At 55.4% G+C, this 14,944-nt stretch carries 15 protein-coding genes; 13 read left to right on the top strand and 2 right to left on the bottom strand.

Annotated features, from left to right (window positions below; translation table 11 throughout):
- The first annotated feature begins 87 nt into the window (after window positions 1-87).
- The 8 genes from GJ1_RS03880 (at window position 88) to yajC (ending at window position 5,959) form a co-directional block, all read left to right on the top strand.
- Window positions 88-828, top strand: a complete 741-nt coding sequence (locus GJ1_RS03880) for a YebC/PmpR family DNA-binding transcriptional regulator (RefSeq protein WP_066228722.1) — start codon at window positions 88-90, stop codon at window positions 826-828.
- 234 nt (window positions 829-1,062) lie between these two features.
- Window positions 1,063-1,539 (top strand): intercompartmental signaling factor BofC, encoded by a 477-nt coding sequence (locus tag GJ1_RS03875; RefSeq protein WP_066228720.1) that lies wholly within the window; start codon window positions 1,063-1,065, stop codon window positions 1,537-1,539.
- A 105-nt stretch (window positions 1,540-1,644) separates the two neighbouring features.
- Window positions 1,645-2,229 (top strand): Holliday junction branch migration protein RuvA, encoded by a 585-nt coding sequence (gene ruvA, locus GJ1_RS03870; RefSeq protein ID WP_066228751.1) that lies wholly within the window; start codon window positions 1,645-1,647, stop codon window positions 2,227-2,229.
- 25 nt (window positions 2,230-2,254) lie between these two features.
- Window positions 2,255-3,256, top strand: a complete 1,002-nt coding sequence (ruvB, locus tag GJ1_RS03865) for a Holliday junction branch migration DNA helicase RuvB (protein WP_066228717.1) — start codon at window positions 2,255-2,257, stop codon at window positions 3,254-3,256.
- The gene (locus GJ1_RS03860; protein ID WP_157068354.1) at window positions 3,253-3,459 is read left to right on the top strand and encodes a DUF2905 domain-containing protein; all 207 of its coding nucleotides are present in this window, start codon (window positions 3,253-3,255) and stop codon (window positions 3,457-3,459) included. Before ruvB ends, GJ1_RS03860 begins: the two co-directional genes overlap by 4 nt.
- Before the next feature lie 15 nt (window positions 3,460-3,474).
- A complete protein-coding gene (queA, locus tag GJ1_RS03855; RefSeq protein WP_066228715.1) occupies window positions 3,475-4,503 on the top strand; it encodes a tRNA preQ1(34) S-adenosylmethionine ribosyltransferase-isomerase QueA in 1,029 nt (342 codons plus the stop codon).
- A 17-nt stretch (window positions 4,504-4,520) separates the two neighbouring features.
- On the top strand, window positions 4,521-5,663 hold the full coding sequence (gene tgt / locus GJ1_RS03850; RefSeq protein ID WP_066228712.1) for a tRNA guanosine(34) transglycosylase Tgt: 1,143 nt from the start codon (window positions 4,521-4,523) through the stop codon (window positions 5,661-5,663).
- A 23-nt stretch (window positions 5,664-5,686) separates the two neighbouring features.
- Window positions 5,687-5,959, top strand: coding sequence for a preprotein translocase subunit YajC (gene yajC / locus GJ1_RS03845; protein ID WP_066228708.1), 273 nt, complete (start codon window positions 5,687-5,689; stop codon window positions 5,957-5,959).
- Between the two features lie 82 nt (window positions 5,960-6,041).
- Here the strand turns inward: yajC and GJ1_RS03840 are convergent, their stop codons facing one another.
- Window positions 6,042-6,425 carry a TIGR04086 family membrane protein gene (locus tag GJ1_RS03840; RefSeq protein WP_066228706.1) on the bottom strand — a complete coding sequence of 128 codons (384 nt, stop codon included), beginning with the start codon at window positions 6,423-6,425 and terminating at the stop codon, window positions 6,042-6,044.
- 66 nt (window positions 6,426-6,491) lie between these two features.
- A complete protein-coding gene (gene spoVB, locus GJ1_RS03835) occupies window positions 6,492-8,054 on the bottom strand; it encodes a stage V sporulation protein B (RefSeq protein ID WP_066228703.1) in 1,563 nt (520 codons plus the stop codon).
- Window positions 8,055-8,167: 113 nt separating this feature from the next.
- On the opposite strand from spoVB, the gene GJ1_RS03830 reads away from it, so the two are divergent.
- The 5 genes from GJ1_RS03830 (at window position 8,168) to GJ1_RS03810 (ending at window position 14,943) form a co-directional block, all read left to right on the top strand.
- Window positions 8,168-8,455: a post-transcriptional regulator gene (locus GJ1_RS03830; protein ID WP_066228700.1), complete on the top strand. Its 288-nt coding sequence runs from the start codon at window positions 8,168-8,170 to the stop codon at window positions 8,453-8,455.
- A gap of 219 nt (window positions 8,456-8,674) precedes the next feature.
- A complete protein-coding gene (secDF, locus tag GJ1_RS03825) occupies window positions 8,675-10,915 on the top strand; it encodes a protein translocase subunit SecDF (RefSeq protein WP_066228697.1) in 2,241 nt (746 codons plus the stop codon).
- A 192-nt stretch (window positions 10,916-11,107) separates the two neighbouring features.
- Window positions 11,108-12,016: a cation diffusion facilitator family transporter gene (locus GJ1_RS03820; protein WP_083509932.1), complete on the top strand. Its 909-nt coding sequence runs from the start codon at window positions 11,108-11,110 to the stop codon at window positions 12,014-12,016.
- A gap of 57 nt (window positions 12,017-12,073) precedes the next feature.
- Window positions 12,074-14,440, top strand: coding sequence for a single-stranded-DNA-specific exonuclease RecJ (gene recJ, locus GJ1_RS03815; protein ID WP_066228746.1), 2,367 nt, complete (start codon window positions 12,074-12,076; stop codon window positions 14,438-14,440).
- A complete protein-coding gene (locus GJ1_RS03810; RefSeq protein WP_013144641.1) occupies window positions 14,431-14,943 on the top strand; it encodes an adenine phosphoribosyltransferase in 513 nt (170 codons plus the stop codon). Before recJ ends, GJ1_RS03810 begins: the two co-directional genes overlap by 10 nt.
- The last annotated feature ends 1 nt before the right edge of the window (window position 14,944 follow it).

Genomic DNA, 14,944 nt, shown 5'->3' with positions numbered 1-14,944 from the left:
CTCCAGCTGGGATTCGGCTGACATTTTCCGCGTTTTTTGCTATAGTAATAGTCGGAACATTCCGTTGTGATGAGAGGAGAACTATCGATGGCTGGTCATTCGAAGTGGAAAAATATCCAACGTCGGAAAAATGCCCAAGATGCTAAGCGCGGCAAACTGTTCATGAAACTGGCGAAAGAAATTTACGTTGCCGCCAAAAGCGGCGGAGGCGATCCAGCGTCTAATCCGAGCCTGCGCCTTGTCATTGAGAAGGCGAAAGCGGCCAACATGCCGAGTGAAAACATTGAACGGGCGATTAAAAAAGCAACTGGAACCCAAGAGCATACCAACTATGAGGAAATTCGCTACGAAGGATATGGACCGGGCGGCGTTGCCGTCATGGTCGTTTGCCTGACGGATAATAAAAACCGCACCGCCGCCAACGTGCGCGCGGCGTTTTCGAAAAACGGCGGCAATTTAGGGGAAACGGGATGCGTCTCCTATTTGTTCGAGCGCAAAGGGCTGCTCGTGATTGACCGTGAACAGCACAACGTCGATGAGGATGAATTGCTGCTTTTGGCCATTGAAGCGGGCGCCGAGGAGATGGAAACAACGGACGAATCGTTTGAGATTTATACAGCGCCCGAGTCGTTTGAAACGGTGAAAGCGCAGCTTGAGCAGCAAGGACTGACGTTCGCGAGCGCTGAAATCACCATGATTCCGCAAACGTATACGACGCTTGAGGGCGATGACTTGAAAAAAATGCTGAAGTTGATCGATACGCTTGAAGATGATGACGACGTCCAGGACGTGTACCATAACCTAGACGAATCGGTGCTTGAAGAGTAGCGATATCCCGCCGGTGATGGCCGGCGGTTTTTTTGCTTTTTGTACATACGTTCGAAGGCCGTGGAACATAATCGAATATGATGATCGACCGCCGTTGGCTCGAATCCCCGCCCCACTTTTTGGACCGACGGCAGCTTGCCTTGCAAAAAAGTTGATGGAGCATGAATAAAATGGCGTCCGCTGGTAAAACTAGCGGTGTAAAGGAATCATCATCCGAGAAGAGAGGAACAAACGATGCGAATTCTTTCCCTCATGCTGTGGATCGCCGCCATCGCGCTGCCGGTTCATTCGGCATCCGCCGCGCCGGTCAAGATGACGATTGTGCTCGAGCGGCAATACTTGGACGGAGAGATGAGCGAAGAGAAAGTCACAGAAACAATCGATTCGATGACAGAAATATGGAAAAAATATCGCGATTGGCAACTTGTGACGCTCGATGACCAGACGATCGTGTTTCGCAAAACAATCAACGACATTTCACCGCTGTTAAAAACAAACGGTTACTTCGGAATTACGGACGATGGCACGCTGTCCATTTTCAACGGCAAGCCGGGCCGGTCGAGCAAAATCATTCAGTCGTTTTTCCAAATCGATGTGCAAAAGCTCGAAAGCCGCCAGCAGGAGAAGTTGAAGCAAGGAATTCGCGTCCTCTCGAAAGAACGGTATGAACAAGTGATTGAAATGTACCGCCATTTTGCGGTCGTTCAATAAGCCGAAATAAAGGCCCGTGGTGCAAAGCGCATCGCGGGATTTCTTTTTGCTATAATGGAATCATATGATACAATGAAAGGACGAAAAAAAGGAGAGGAGCATCCGTTGATCGAGTTCATCCGCGGGTATGTCGATTACGTTTGCCCGGAATATATCGTCATTGACCATAACGGCATCGGCTATGAAATTTTTACGCCGAACCCGTTTGCGTTCCGGGAAAGCCGCGAGGCGGCGGTGACCGTCTATACATACGAGTATGTGCGTGAAGATGTGCGCGCCTTGTACGGGTTTCTAACGCGCGAGGAGCGCAACTTGTTCGCCAAACTGCTGCAAGTGTCCGGCATCGGGCCGAAAGGCGGCCTCGCCATTTTGGCGGCCGGGCGCCCGGACGAACTAGCTCGGGCGATTGAGGAGGAAAACGAAGCGTTTTTATGCAAGTTTCCAGGTGTCGGCAAAAAGACGGCCCGGCAAATGATTTTAGATTTAAAAGGGAAGCTCGGGGCGATGGCGGCGCCAGTAGCTGCGCGTTCCTCTGCTCCGCTTTCCGGGGCGCTCGCCGAGGCGGTGGCGGCGCTCAAGGCGCTCGGCTACGCTGAACGGGAGATCGAGAAAATCATTCCGGCGCTCTGCGAAGAAGCGATGTCGACCGAACAGTATGTGAAGCGGGCGCTGGCGCTGCTGTTGAAATAACGGGCAGCTTTAGGGAGGGATGACCGTGGAGGAACGGCTTGTATCCGGCGCGGCTTTAGGGGAAGAGGCGGCGTTTGAGCCAAGCTTGCGCCCGCAATATTTGCATGAATATATCGGGCAAGATAAGGTCAAAGAAAACTTAAAAGTGTTCATTGAAGCGGCCAAGCTGCGCGAGGAGACGCTCGACCATGTGCTGCTGTATGGACCGCCGGGGCTTGGGAAAACGACGCTTGCCGTGATCATTGCCAATGAAATGGGTGTCAAGCTGCGCGCGACGTCCGGGCCGGCGCTCGAGCGGCCTGGAGATTTGGCGGCGCTTCTCACCTCGCTTGAGCCGGGGGATGTGCTTTTTATTGATGAGATCCACCGGCTGCCGCGGACGGTGGAAGAGGTGCTCTATCCAGCGATGGAAGATTATTGTTTGGATATAGCGATCGGCAAAGGGCCGGACGCGCGCACGCTCCGCCTCGACTTGCCGCCGTTTACGCTCGTCGGAGCGACGACGAGAGCCGGGGCGCTGTCGGCGCCGCTTCGCGACCGGTTTGGCGTCATCAGCCGGCTGGAGTATTATCAAGTCGACCAGCTCGCCCAAATCATCGAGCGGACGGCCGCTATTTTACACGTCGGCATCGACCGCGAAGCGGCGCTCGAGCTTGCCCGCCGGGCGCGCGGCACGCCGCGCATCGCCAACCGCTTGCTCCGGCGCGTCCGCGATTTCGCGCAAGTGCGCGGAGATGGGGAGATTACGCTGCCGCTCGCCATCGAGGCGCTCGAGCGGCTGCAAGTCGACCGGCTCGGGCTCGACCAGATCGATCATAAGCTGCTCTCGGCGATGATTGAAAAATTCGCCGGCGGCCCGGTCGGGCTTGAAACGATGGCGGCCGTCATCGGGGAAGAGGCGCAAACGATTGAGGAAGTGTATGAGCCGTATTTGCTGCAAATCGGCTTGTTGCAGCGGACGCCGCGCGGACGCGTGGTGACGCCGGCGGCGTATGCGCATTTCGGAATGGAGGTGCCGAAGCGGTGAACAGTCTGCCGAAGTTGATCATGACGATCGGCGCTGTGCTCATCATTGTCGGGTTTGTCATGCAGTTTGTCAAACTCGGCCGCTTGCCGGGGGATATCATCATCCGCAAAGGAAATATGACTTTTTATTTTCCCGTCGTGACCTCGATATTGCTCAGTATTGTGCTATCTCTCATTTTTTATGTGTTCGGACGATTTCGTTGAAGGAAGGAGACGTGTATGAAAGTCGATTTGTTTGATTTTCATTTGCCGGAAGAATTGATTGCGCAAACGCCGCTTCCAGACCGGGCGGCGTCACGGCTGATGGTGCTCGATAAACAAACGGGCGCCATCCGCCATGAAACGTTTCGCAACATTATTTCGTACTTGAATCCAGGCGACTGCCTCGTTTTAAACGATACGCGCGTCATGCCGGCGCGTCTGTACGGCGAAAAAGCGGAAACGGGCGGAACGGTCGAAGTGCTGCTGTTAAAGCAATTGGACGGCGACCGTTGGGAGACGCTCGTCAAGCCGGGAAAACGGGTTAAACCGGGGACAAAGCTCACGTTTGGCGGCGGGAAGCTGGAAGCCGTCTGCGTCGATACGCTCGAGCATGGCGGCCGGGTGCTTGAATTTTCGTATGAGGGTGTGTTTTATGAAGTATTGGCTGAACTCGGCGAAATGCCGCTGCCGCCGTACATTAAAGAAAAGCTGGATGACCCGGAACGGTACCAGACCGTTTACGCCCGCGAAATCGGCTCGGCGGCGGCGCCGACGGCCGGTCTTCATTTCACCGAAGAGCTGCTTGCTGCCATTCGCGAAAAAGGGGTGCATATCGTTTTCATTACGCTTCATGTCGGGCTTGGCACGTTCCGACCGGTGCAAGTGGATGAAGTCGAGAAGCATGATATGCACGCTGAGTTTTACCAGATGAGCGAAGAAACGGCGGCGACGTTGAACCGCGTCCGCGAACAAGGCGGCCGCATCATCGCCGTCGGCACGACGTCGACGCGGACGCTTGAAACGATCGCCGGCAAACATAACGGCCGGTTTGTTGCGGAAAGCGGCTGGACCGACATTTTCATTTATCCGGGCTATGAGTTTAAAGGCATCGACGGCCTTGTGACGAATTTCCATTTGCCGAAATCGACGCTCATCATGCTTGTGAGCGCGCTCGCCGGGCGCGAAAATATTTTGCACGCGTATGAGGTGGCAGTTAAAGAGCGGTACCGCTTTTTCAGCTTCGGCGATGCGATGCTCATCATTTGAGAAGGGAGAACAGCGCGTTGACGACACCGATTCGTTTTGAACTCATCAAAACGTGCCGCCAGACGGGGGCGCGCCTCGGCATTCTCCATACGCCGCACGGTTCGTTTGAAACGCCGATGTTTATGCCGGTTGGGACGCTTGCGACGGTGAAGACGCTGTCCCCGGAAGAGCTGAAACAAATGGGAGCGGGCGTCATTTTAAGCAACACGTACCATCTTTGGCTGCGCCCGGGGCATGACATCGTCGCGGAGGCGGGCGGACTCCATGCGTTTATGAATTGGGACCGCGGCATTTTGACCGACTCCGGCGGCTTTCAAGTGTTTAGCTTAAGCGAATTCCGCCGCATCGAGGAAGAAGGCGTCTATTTCCGCAACCATTTAAACGGCGACAAGTTGTTTTTATCGCCGGAAAAAGCGACGGAAATTCAAAATGCGCTTGGCGCCGACATCATCATGGCGTTTGATGAGTGCCCGCCGTATCCGGCAACGTATGAATATATGAAACAGTCGGTCGAGCGGACGAGCCGTTGGGCCGAACGATGCCTGAAAGCGCACCGCCGGCCGAATGAGCAAGGGCTGTTTGGCATCGTCCAAGGCGGCGAATATGAAGAATTGCGCCGGCAAAGCGCCCGCGATTTAGTGTCGCTCGATTTCCCGGGCTATGCGGTCGGCGGGCTGTCGGTCGGCGAGCCGAAAGACGTCATGAACCGGGTGCTTGAGTTTACGACGCCGCTTCTGCCGGCGGACAAGCCCCGCTACTTAATGGGCGTTGGCTCGCCCGATTCGCTCATCGACGGGGCGATCCGCGGCATCGACATGTTCGACTGCGTCTTGCCGACGCGCATCGGCCGCAACGGGACAGTGATGACGAGCGAAGGGCGGGTCGTCATTAAAAACGCCCAGTACGCCCGCGATTTTTCGCCGCTTGACCCGAACTGCGACTGCTACACGTGCCGGAACTATACGCGCGCCTATATCCGCCATCTCATCAAATGCGATGAAACATTTGGCATTCGCCTCACGTCTTACCATAACGTCTATTTTTTGATAAAATTGATGAAGCAGGTGAGACAAGCGATCCGCGAAGATCGGCTCGCCGATTTCCGCGAGGAATTTTTCGAACGCTACGGCTTCAACAAGCCGAACGCGAAAAACTTTTAACGGCTGGAAAGGAGGGGGATTGCATGAACGCAACGATCGCCAACTTGCTGCCGATTGTGCTGTTTTTCATTATTTTCTACTTTTTGCTCATCCGCCCGCAGCAAAAGCGGCAGCGCGCCATCCAGCAAATGCAGGCGAATTTGAAAAAAGGCGATAAAATCATTACAATCGGCGGATTGCACGGCATCATCGACTCGGTCGATGAAGATAAAATCATCGTCCGCGCCGGCGACGGCACGCGGCTGACGTTCGACCGCTCCGCGGTGAGAGAAGTGGTGGCGGAAAGCAAGGCGTAGCGAAAGTGCGGCCGTCGGCACATCTCAAGCAAAAAAGCGGCTGTTTCGGTTTGAAACGGCCGCTTTTGTGTTTGATTGCCGCCTAGGCCTTGTTATGGCGCGACGAGGATAGATTGACCCCGACGATGCCTCCTAACGCAGCGGCGGCGAAAAAGGCAAGATGGTACAGCCATTGCTCGGCGGTAAACGATTTTTCGATGCCAAAAAATTGAAACAAAAAGATGATCGCCGTAAATAACAGGCCGGTCAGTCCGCCGGCGAGCCATCCTTTTTCCTGGCTTTTTCCGCCGGCGACGACGCCGCCAATGAACAGTGAGATGACCGAGGCGGCAAACACGATCCAGGTGAGCGACGATTCATGAATGTCCGTCCATTTGAGCAGCAGTGAAAAAACGAAGCTGACGAGCGCCGCCAATACAAAAACGGTGGCGGTTCCGTACACGAGTGCGCTGCCAAGCCGCGACACCGCAATCCCTCCTTGGCTAAAACGGTTTTTACCACAATATATTCGCCGCCGGACAGGTTTAGACGTTTATTTTCGCTTGTTTTTGCCGGCCAGCCAGTGCAGTCCGGGCAAATAGACGAGCTCTTCGCGTTTGATGAGCTGAAACAGCACGAGGCAGGCGGCATATAGGGCAGCTGTCGCCGCCATGGCCAGTAGCGTCCAAAGCGGCGACGGTACGGCCAAAAGCGGATGACGGGACAGCGCATAGCCAACCGCGCCGGCGGCGATGATGGCGCCAAGCGCTTTGATGTACTCGCGCACCTCGATGGAAAACGACACTGCCTTGACGACCGTGGCAAAGTGAAGCAACGTCACAAGCACGGTGCTGATCGCGGTCGCCAGCGCCGCGCCCATAATGCCTAAGCTTGGCTGCGAGGCGAGAGCAAAAATGGACGCGAGTTTCACCACCGCTCCGATCAAGCTGTTCGTCATGGCGGCGTTCGCTAAGTCCAGCCCTTGCAAGACCGCCTGTAGCGGACCTTGAAAATAATAAAGCAAGAAAAACGGCGCCATCACTTGAATGAAGATAGCAGCTTCATCTGTGCCGTACATCCAGCGCATGAGCGGCTCGGCGAACAGGTAAAGGACGACGGTGGAAAGACCGCCGGTGGCAAGCGACAAGCGCATCGCCTGGGCGATCCGGTATTCGACCAAAAGCGGCTTGCGTTGCGCCATCGCTTCGCTGATGGCCGGCACAAGCGCGGTCGAGAGCGCGTACGTAATAAACGACGGCAACGTCAGCAACGGCAGCGCATAGCCGACAAGCTGCCCGTATTGCCTCGTGGCAGTGGAGGCGGCGACGCCAGCCAACGCTAGGCTGTTGGCGACGACGATTGGCTCAAAAAACCAAGAAAGCGAGCCGATCAAACGGCCGCCGGTTGTCGGCAGGGCGATGCGCATGAGGCGGACGAACGTCTCTTTGCCGGCTTGCACGTAGTGAAAAAACTTTGTCCGCACGCGAATCGATTTTTTAAACTTAAATAAAAACAACAAATACAATAATGCTGCCAGTTCGCCGAGAACGGAAGACGCCATGGCGCCGGCGGCGGCATACTCGACGCCGTACGGCAAAAGCGGCCGTGTGCATAAAGCGATCAAGCTGATGCGGACGATTTGTTCAATCAAGAGTGAATAAGCGTACGGTTTCATTTGCTGTCGCCCTTGAAAGTAGCCGCGCAACACCGATGAAATGGCGACGATCGGCACGACTGGGGCGATGGCAAGAAGCGGATAATACGTGCGTGAGTCGGTGAACATCGTCCGCGAAAGCCATGGCGCAGCGGCGATCAGCGCAGGCAGGAGTACAACGCTTAGCGCGCCGGTTGTGGCCAGCGACACGACGAGAATTTTTTTTACCCGCTGCCGGTCGCCGGCTGCCTCCGCTTCGGCGACGAGCTTGGAAATGGCGACCGGAAGGCCGATTTGGGTCGCCGTAATCGCCAAAACGAGCGTCGGCACGGCCATCATGTACAGCCCGACCCCTTCATCGCCGATCATGCGGGCGACGACGATCCGGTTGATGAAGCCGAGAATTTTCGTAATAAAACCAGCGGCGATTAAAATGACCGTACCTTGTAAAAATTTGGACATTTTCTTCCCCCTGCCTTCTCAAATGCCTTCATCTTTTATACAATATATGCAAGGCCTATGGCCAAGCATGACAAGATTGGCCGGCGGCAATGGATACGAGGGGAGGATGGGGGATGGACGAAAACCGGGAGTTGCGCAAACAGTTGATGCCGGCGCTCGAGTCCAAGTATGATGAGTTTCGCCTGCTCGGCTATACGCAAGTGACGATTGACGGGCTCTGGGAATGTTTATGTGCGCGCAAGTGGAAACGTGAGTTGGCGGAAAAAAAGCTGCATGAGCTTGTCAGCGACATTTTATCGCTGTCGCCGGGCGAGTATATGGCGTTTTTGACGATGCGTTCGTATAAACAACAGGCGTCCGGCGGAGAGGATTTGGAGAGCGTGCTTAAGGAATTGTTGTAACGAAACATTGAAAGTCTTACACAACTTGGCGACAGAACCGTTTCAAGTTGAGAAACCAATCAAATTTGGGCATTCTCAAGCAGCCACCTCTTCTTCGGCCAGCACGTAAGAGCCAAAATTGACACTTGCTGGCCGCTGTTTCATAATGAAAGACGGGGCTGATGTTTCCAGCGCCGACGGCCCGGGCGCCAAGACGAATCGAAGGAGGATCTTAAAGAGATGATAAAACGGAGCCGCATTGTCGCCTTTTTTTTGCTCCTGCTTTTGTTCGCTGGAGTGATGGGGCCGACGGTTCAAGGAATTGTACATAATATTAAACTGGGTCTTGATTTGCAAGGCGGTTTTGAAGTGCTGTATGAAGTGAAGCCGGCCAAAAAAGGCGATAAGATCGACCAAGAGACGCTGCAAAGCACTGTCAGCGCGCTGAATAAACGGATCAACGTCCTTGGCGTCAGCGAGCCGCGCGTGGACATTGAAGGAGGAAACCGCATCCGCGTCCAGCTCGCCGGGGTGAAAGACCAAAATGAGGCGCGCGAAATTTTGTCCACGCAGGCAAAGCTCACGTTCCGCGACGTCAATGACAACGTGCTCATGGACGGGAGCGATCTCGTCCAAGGCGGAGCAAAGCTGTCGTTTGATGAAAACGGCCGGCCGAGCGTCGCTCTGAAATTGAAAGACGCCGACAAGTTCCGCCAAGTGACGGAAAAAGTATATAAAATGGGGCCGCCCAACAACATTTTAGTCATTTGGCTCGATTTTAAAGAAGGGGTGGACTCCTACCGGAAAGAGGCGGGCAAAGCCGATCCGAAATTTATTTCCGCCGCTTCGGTCAACCAAGTGTTCAATCAGACGGACGTGTCGATCGTCGGCAATTTTACGGTCAAAGAAGCGCAACAGCTGGCTGATTTGCTCAATGCCGGCGCGCTGCCGGTCGAGCTGCATGAAATTTATTCGACGTCCGTCGGCGCCCAGTTTGGGAAAAACGCCCTGCAAAAAACGGTGCTGGCCGGCATCATCGGCGTGGCGGCGATTTTCCTGTTTATGATTTGGTTTTACCGGCTTCCTGGGATCATCGCCGTCATTACACTGTCGGTGTACATTTATTTGATTTTGCTTTTGTTTGATTGGATGAATGTCGTCATGACGTTGCCGGGCATCGCCGCCCTTATTTTAGGTGTTGGGATGGCGGTCGACGCCAACATTATTGCGTACGAACGGATCAAAGAGGAGCTCAAGCTCGGCAAGTCGATGCTGTCGGCGTTCCGCGCCGGCAACCGCGGGTCGTTTGCGACGATTTTTGACGCCAATCTTACGACGATCATCGCCGGCGCTGTTCTCTTTATTTATGGGACAAGCTCGGTGAAAGGGTTTGCGACGACGCTCATCATCAGCATCGTCGTCAGCTTCCTCACCGCCGTTTACGGCACGAGGCTTTTGCTCGGTCTGCTTGTGTCAAGCCGTTGGTTCGATAAAAAGCCGGAGTGGTTCGGCGTCAAGAAGTCGGAAATCTTAAACATTGCGGAAACGACTGAGGAAACGGAAGTGTCGACGAAGTTCGACCGTTGGGATTTTGTCAAGCACAGCAAAAAGTTTTTCGTATTTTCCAGCGCTTTGACGATCGCCGGCGCCATCTCTTTGTTCGCGATGGGGCTGAATCTTGGCATTGACTTTACGAGCGGAACGCGCATTGAGGTGACGAGCAACCGGCCGATTGACGCCAAGGAACTGAGCGGCTACTTCGAGCGGCTCGGCCACAAGCCGGAGGATGTCGTTTTATCCGGTACGGACGGGAAAACAGGTGTCGTTCGCCTGATTGGTGTGCTCGATAAGCAAGAAATTGCCAAACTGAAAAATGAATTAAAACAAGCGTACGGCAGCGAGCCGAACATCAGCACCGTTTCTCCGGTCGTCGGCAAGCAGCTTGCCCGCAATGCGCTCATCGCTGTGCTTATTTCATCGATCGGCATCATTCTTTACGTGACGATCCGCTTTGAATGGCGGATGGCGTTGGCTGCCATTGTCGCCTTATTGCACGATGCGTTTTTTATCATTACCGTGTTCAGCATCACGCGCCTTGAGGTCGATTTGACATTCATCGCCGCGGTGCTGACGATCATCGGCTATTCGATCAACGACACGATTGTTACGTTTGACCGCATTCGGGATTTGATGAAAAAACGGAAAGTGAAAACGGTCGACGACTTGAAGCGTATCGTCAATCGGGCGTTGCAGCAAACGTTTACGCGCTCGGTCAACACGGTATTGACCGTCTTGTTTACGGTCATCGCGTTGCTCATCTTTGGCAGCGAAGCGATCCGCAACTTCAACCTCGCCTTGCTCGTTGGACTTGTGTGCGGCGTTTATTCGTCGCTTTGCATCGCCTCGCAGCTTTGGGTTGTTTGGAAAGGAAGCGAGCTTAAAAAAGGGAAACGGGCGCAAAAAGCCGCCCCAGAAGCTTAACCGCACCTGTAGGATTTGTTGCTGCAAAAATCCGTTTCATTTTTCGCAGCTGCAACAACAGCGTCGGAAAAAGCGCAATGCGTTTTTCCGGCGCTTTTTTCTTTGCCGCCGATGCTTCAAACGGAAAATGGATACACTAAAATCCAAGGCAATATAGGCAACGCGCAGGGCTGCTAGACAGAAAGGTGAGGGATGGCCATGGAAAATGAACAGCGATTCAGGCAGGCAAAAACGGCGGCGATTGTCGGCATTGTCGGCAATATGGCGCTAGCCGCCGTCAAGGCGGCGGTCGGCGTGTGGAGCCAAAGCCAGGGATTGATCGCCGATGCCGCCCATTCCGCGTCCGATGTTGCGGGCTCGTTCGCCGTTTGGGTCGGGCTGCGAGCCGCCGCGCGCCCGCCGGATGAGGATCACCCGTACGGGCATGGGAAAGCGGAGTCGATCGCCGCTATTGTTGTGGCGATCCTTCTGTTTCTCGTTGGGCTCGAGATCGGACGCTCGGCGTTTCTGTCGTTTTTCGCCCCGCTGTCGCCGCCGAGCGCGGCCGCCATTTACGTCTTGTTGTTGTCGATCGCCGTCAAAGAGGCGATGTTTCGCTATAAATACCGGCTCGGGAAAAAGCTGAACAGCGATGCATTGATCATCAACGCCTATGAGCACCGGTCGGATGTGTTTTCGTCGTTTGCTGCGCTCATCGGCGTCGGCGCCGCCATTATCGGTGGAAAATGGGGGATTGGCTGGCTTGTATACGCCGACCCGCTCGCCGGATTGTTCGTCTCGCTGCTTGTGCTGAAAATGGCGTGGGACCTTGGCCGCCAGTCGATCCATACGGCGATCGATCATGTGCTTCACGAGGAAGAGACCGGCTATTTGCGCGAGGCGGTCTTGTCCGTTCCTGATGTGCGGCAAATCAATGAGCTGTATGCGCGCGAGCACGGCCATTACGTCGTCGTCGATTTGAAAATCGCCGTCGATCCGCGGTTGACGGTCGAAGAGGGGCACAGGATTGGAAAAAAAGTGAAAGAAAAACTGCTGACGTTGCCGCGCGTTCGCGATGTTATGGTTCACATCAACCCGTACAACCCGGAAAAAAAACCGTAATGTCATTGCCTGCCCTTTTCTCCTTTTTGTATAATAAGGAGAGTTGAGGTGGGGGACATGTTGAAAGCGAAAACGCGTTGGGAGGTGGAGCGCCTCGATGAGCAGGCGGTGAGGCGGCTGGTTGAGGAAGCCGGCGTCGCGCCATTGTTGGCGAGGCTTCTCGTCCGCCGCGGGGTGCGGACAGCCTCGGAGGCGGCGGCGTTTCTCAATCCGCTTGGACAACCGTTTTATGATCCGTTTTGGCTTGACGGGATGGAGCGAGCGATTCGGCGTCTAAAGCGGGCGATCGATGCGGGTGAACGCGTGTTGGTATACGGCGATTACGATGCCGATGGTGTTTGCAGCACGTCGGTGATGGTGAGTGCTCTCAAGGAGGCAGGGGCGTCGGTCGAGTTCTACATTCCGAACCGATTTACGGAAGGATACGGGCCGAACATGGCGGCGTTTCGCGCCGCGAAAGAGCGCGGCGTTTCCGTCATTGTGACCGTCGACAATGGGATTGCGGCGGTCAAGGAAATTGCGGCCGCCAACGAGTGGGGGATGGATGTCATCGTAACGGATCACCACGAACCAGGTCCGGTGCTGCCGGAGGCGTATGCGATCATTCATCCGAAGCAGCCGGGAAGTACATATCCGTTTCGCGATTTAGCCGGCGTCGGCGTTGCGTTTAAAGTAGCTCATGCCTTGCTTGGGCGGGTGCCGCGCCATTTGCTCGATTTGGTCGCTATCGGTACAATCGCCGATTTGGTTCCGCTTGTTGGGGAAAACCGCCTCTTGGCTGCACAAGGGCTTGAAGCGCTGCGGGCGACGGAGCGCATCGGGTTGCGCGCCCTTTTTCGGCAATGCCGCATCGATGCGGCGGCCATCAACGAACAGACGGTCGGATTTGTCATCGCTCCGCGCTTGAACGCGGCGGGGCGCCTCGGCGGCGCCGATCCGGCGGTGGCGCTCTTAATGACGGACGATGAGAACGAAGCGGTGCAGCTGGCGGCGGAGATGGATGAGTTAAACCGCGAACGCCAGCAGCTTGTTGCACAAATCGCTGAAGAAGCGGCGGACATGGTGCGCCGTCAATTCCCTCCTGAGGAACATCGCGTCTTGGTTGTGGCAGGCGAAGGATGGAACGCAGGAGTGGTCGGCATCGTCGCTTCCAAGCTTGTCGAGCAGTTTTACCGCCCGGCGGTCGTGCTTTCGATTGACCGGGAAAAAGGGACCGCCAAAGGGTCAGCCCGCAGCATTCACGGGTTTGACTTATTCGCCAGCTTGTCGCAATGCCGTGACATTTTGTTGCACTTTGGCGGCCACCCGATGGCGGCGGGGATGACGCTATCGCTCGATAATGTGGAAGAGTTGCGGCAACGGCTGAACGCCATCGCCGTCGAAACGTTGTCTGATGACGATTTTACGCCGCCGACGTTCATTGATGCTTCCTGTTCGATCGCTGAGTTGACGCTGTCGGCCGCCCGCGGCCTTGAGCAGCTTGCTCCGTTTGGCGTCGGCAATCCGCGGCCGATTGTTCTCATTGAAGGGGCGTCGGTTGAAACGATGCGGCGCGTTGGGGCGAACGGAGCCCATATGAAAGCCGTCTTTTCCCAAGACGGGGCGGCGATTGATGCCATCGGCTTCGGCCTAGGGCCGTTATGCGAAGAAATCGCTCCGGATGCGCGCATTTCGGCGGTTGGGGAGCTTGCGGTGAACGAATGGAACGGGTTCGCGAAGCCGCAGCTGTCGTTGTGTGATCTGGCGGTCAGCGACTGCCAGCTGTTTGACGTCCGCGGCTGCCGCGATGTCCGTTCACTTCTTGAGCGGTTGCCAAAAGAGAAGCGGCTAGTCGTTTCCTTTCGCCGCGAAACCGAGCAGCGTCCGGACGTGGCGTCGTTTCGCGGGGAGCTTCATTGCGTGTCGACCGAAGAAGAGGCGGGCTCCTTATCGATTGACGGCCGCTATGTCGTGCTGCTTGACGTGCCGCCGCGGCTTGCCTTGCTGTCGGCGCTTCTTAGCAAAGGGCGGCCGGCGCGCATTTACGCGGTGTTTGCCCAGCCCAAGGCGCAATTTTTCCGCACGTTTCCGACGCGCGACCATTTTAAATGGTTTTACGCCTTTTTGCATCAACACCGTTCGTTTCCGCTCGCCAAGCGCGGCGGTGAGCTAGCCCGCGCCCGCGGTTGGACGGAAGAGACGGTTCATTTTATGGCGAAAGTGTTTTTAGAGCTTGACTTTATCAGCGAACAAAACGGCGTCATTTCGCTCGTTCATCAGCCGGCGAAGCGCGATTTGCACGAATCGCCGACGTACCGCCGGCGGCGGGACGAGCTCGAGGCGGAGCATCAGTTATTATATTCCACTTACGAGCAATTGAAACGCTGTTTGGCGGAAATGACACGTTCGCAAACGCACGAGGAGGCAAACGTATCATGGATTTAAAACAATACATTACGATTGTGCCCGATTTTCCGAAGCCGGGCATCATGTTTAAAGATATTACAACGCTGATGGACAACGGTCCGGCTTACAAATACGCGACCGATCAAATTGTTCAATATGCGCGCGAAAAACAAATCGACATCGTTGTCGGCCCGGAAGCGCGCGGCTTTATCATCGGCTGCCCGGTCGCCTATGCGCTCGGCGTCGGGTTTGCGCCGGTGCGCAAGGAAGGGAAGCTGCCGCGCGAAGTTGTCCGCGTTGAGTATGGCCTGGAATATGGGACGGATGTCTTGACGATGCATAAAGATGCCATTAAGCCCGGCCAGCGCGTGTTGATCACCGACGACTTGCTGGCGACAGGCGGCACCATGCGGGCGACGATCGATTTGGTCGAACAGCTCGGCGGAGTGGTGGCCGGGTTGGCGTTTTTGATTGAGCTCACGGAGCTTGGCGGGCGCAAAAAACTGGAAGGCTACGACATTTTGACGCTTATGCAGTTTTAAA

Source organism: Geobacillus jurassicus NBRC 107829 (assembly GCF_001544315.1).
Lineage (GTDB): Bacteria > Bacillota > Bacilli > Bacillales > Anoxybacillaceae > Geobacillus > Geobacillus jurassicus.
This window is presented reverse-complemented; position numbering and strand designations above follow the sequence as displayed.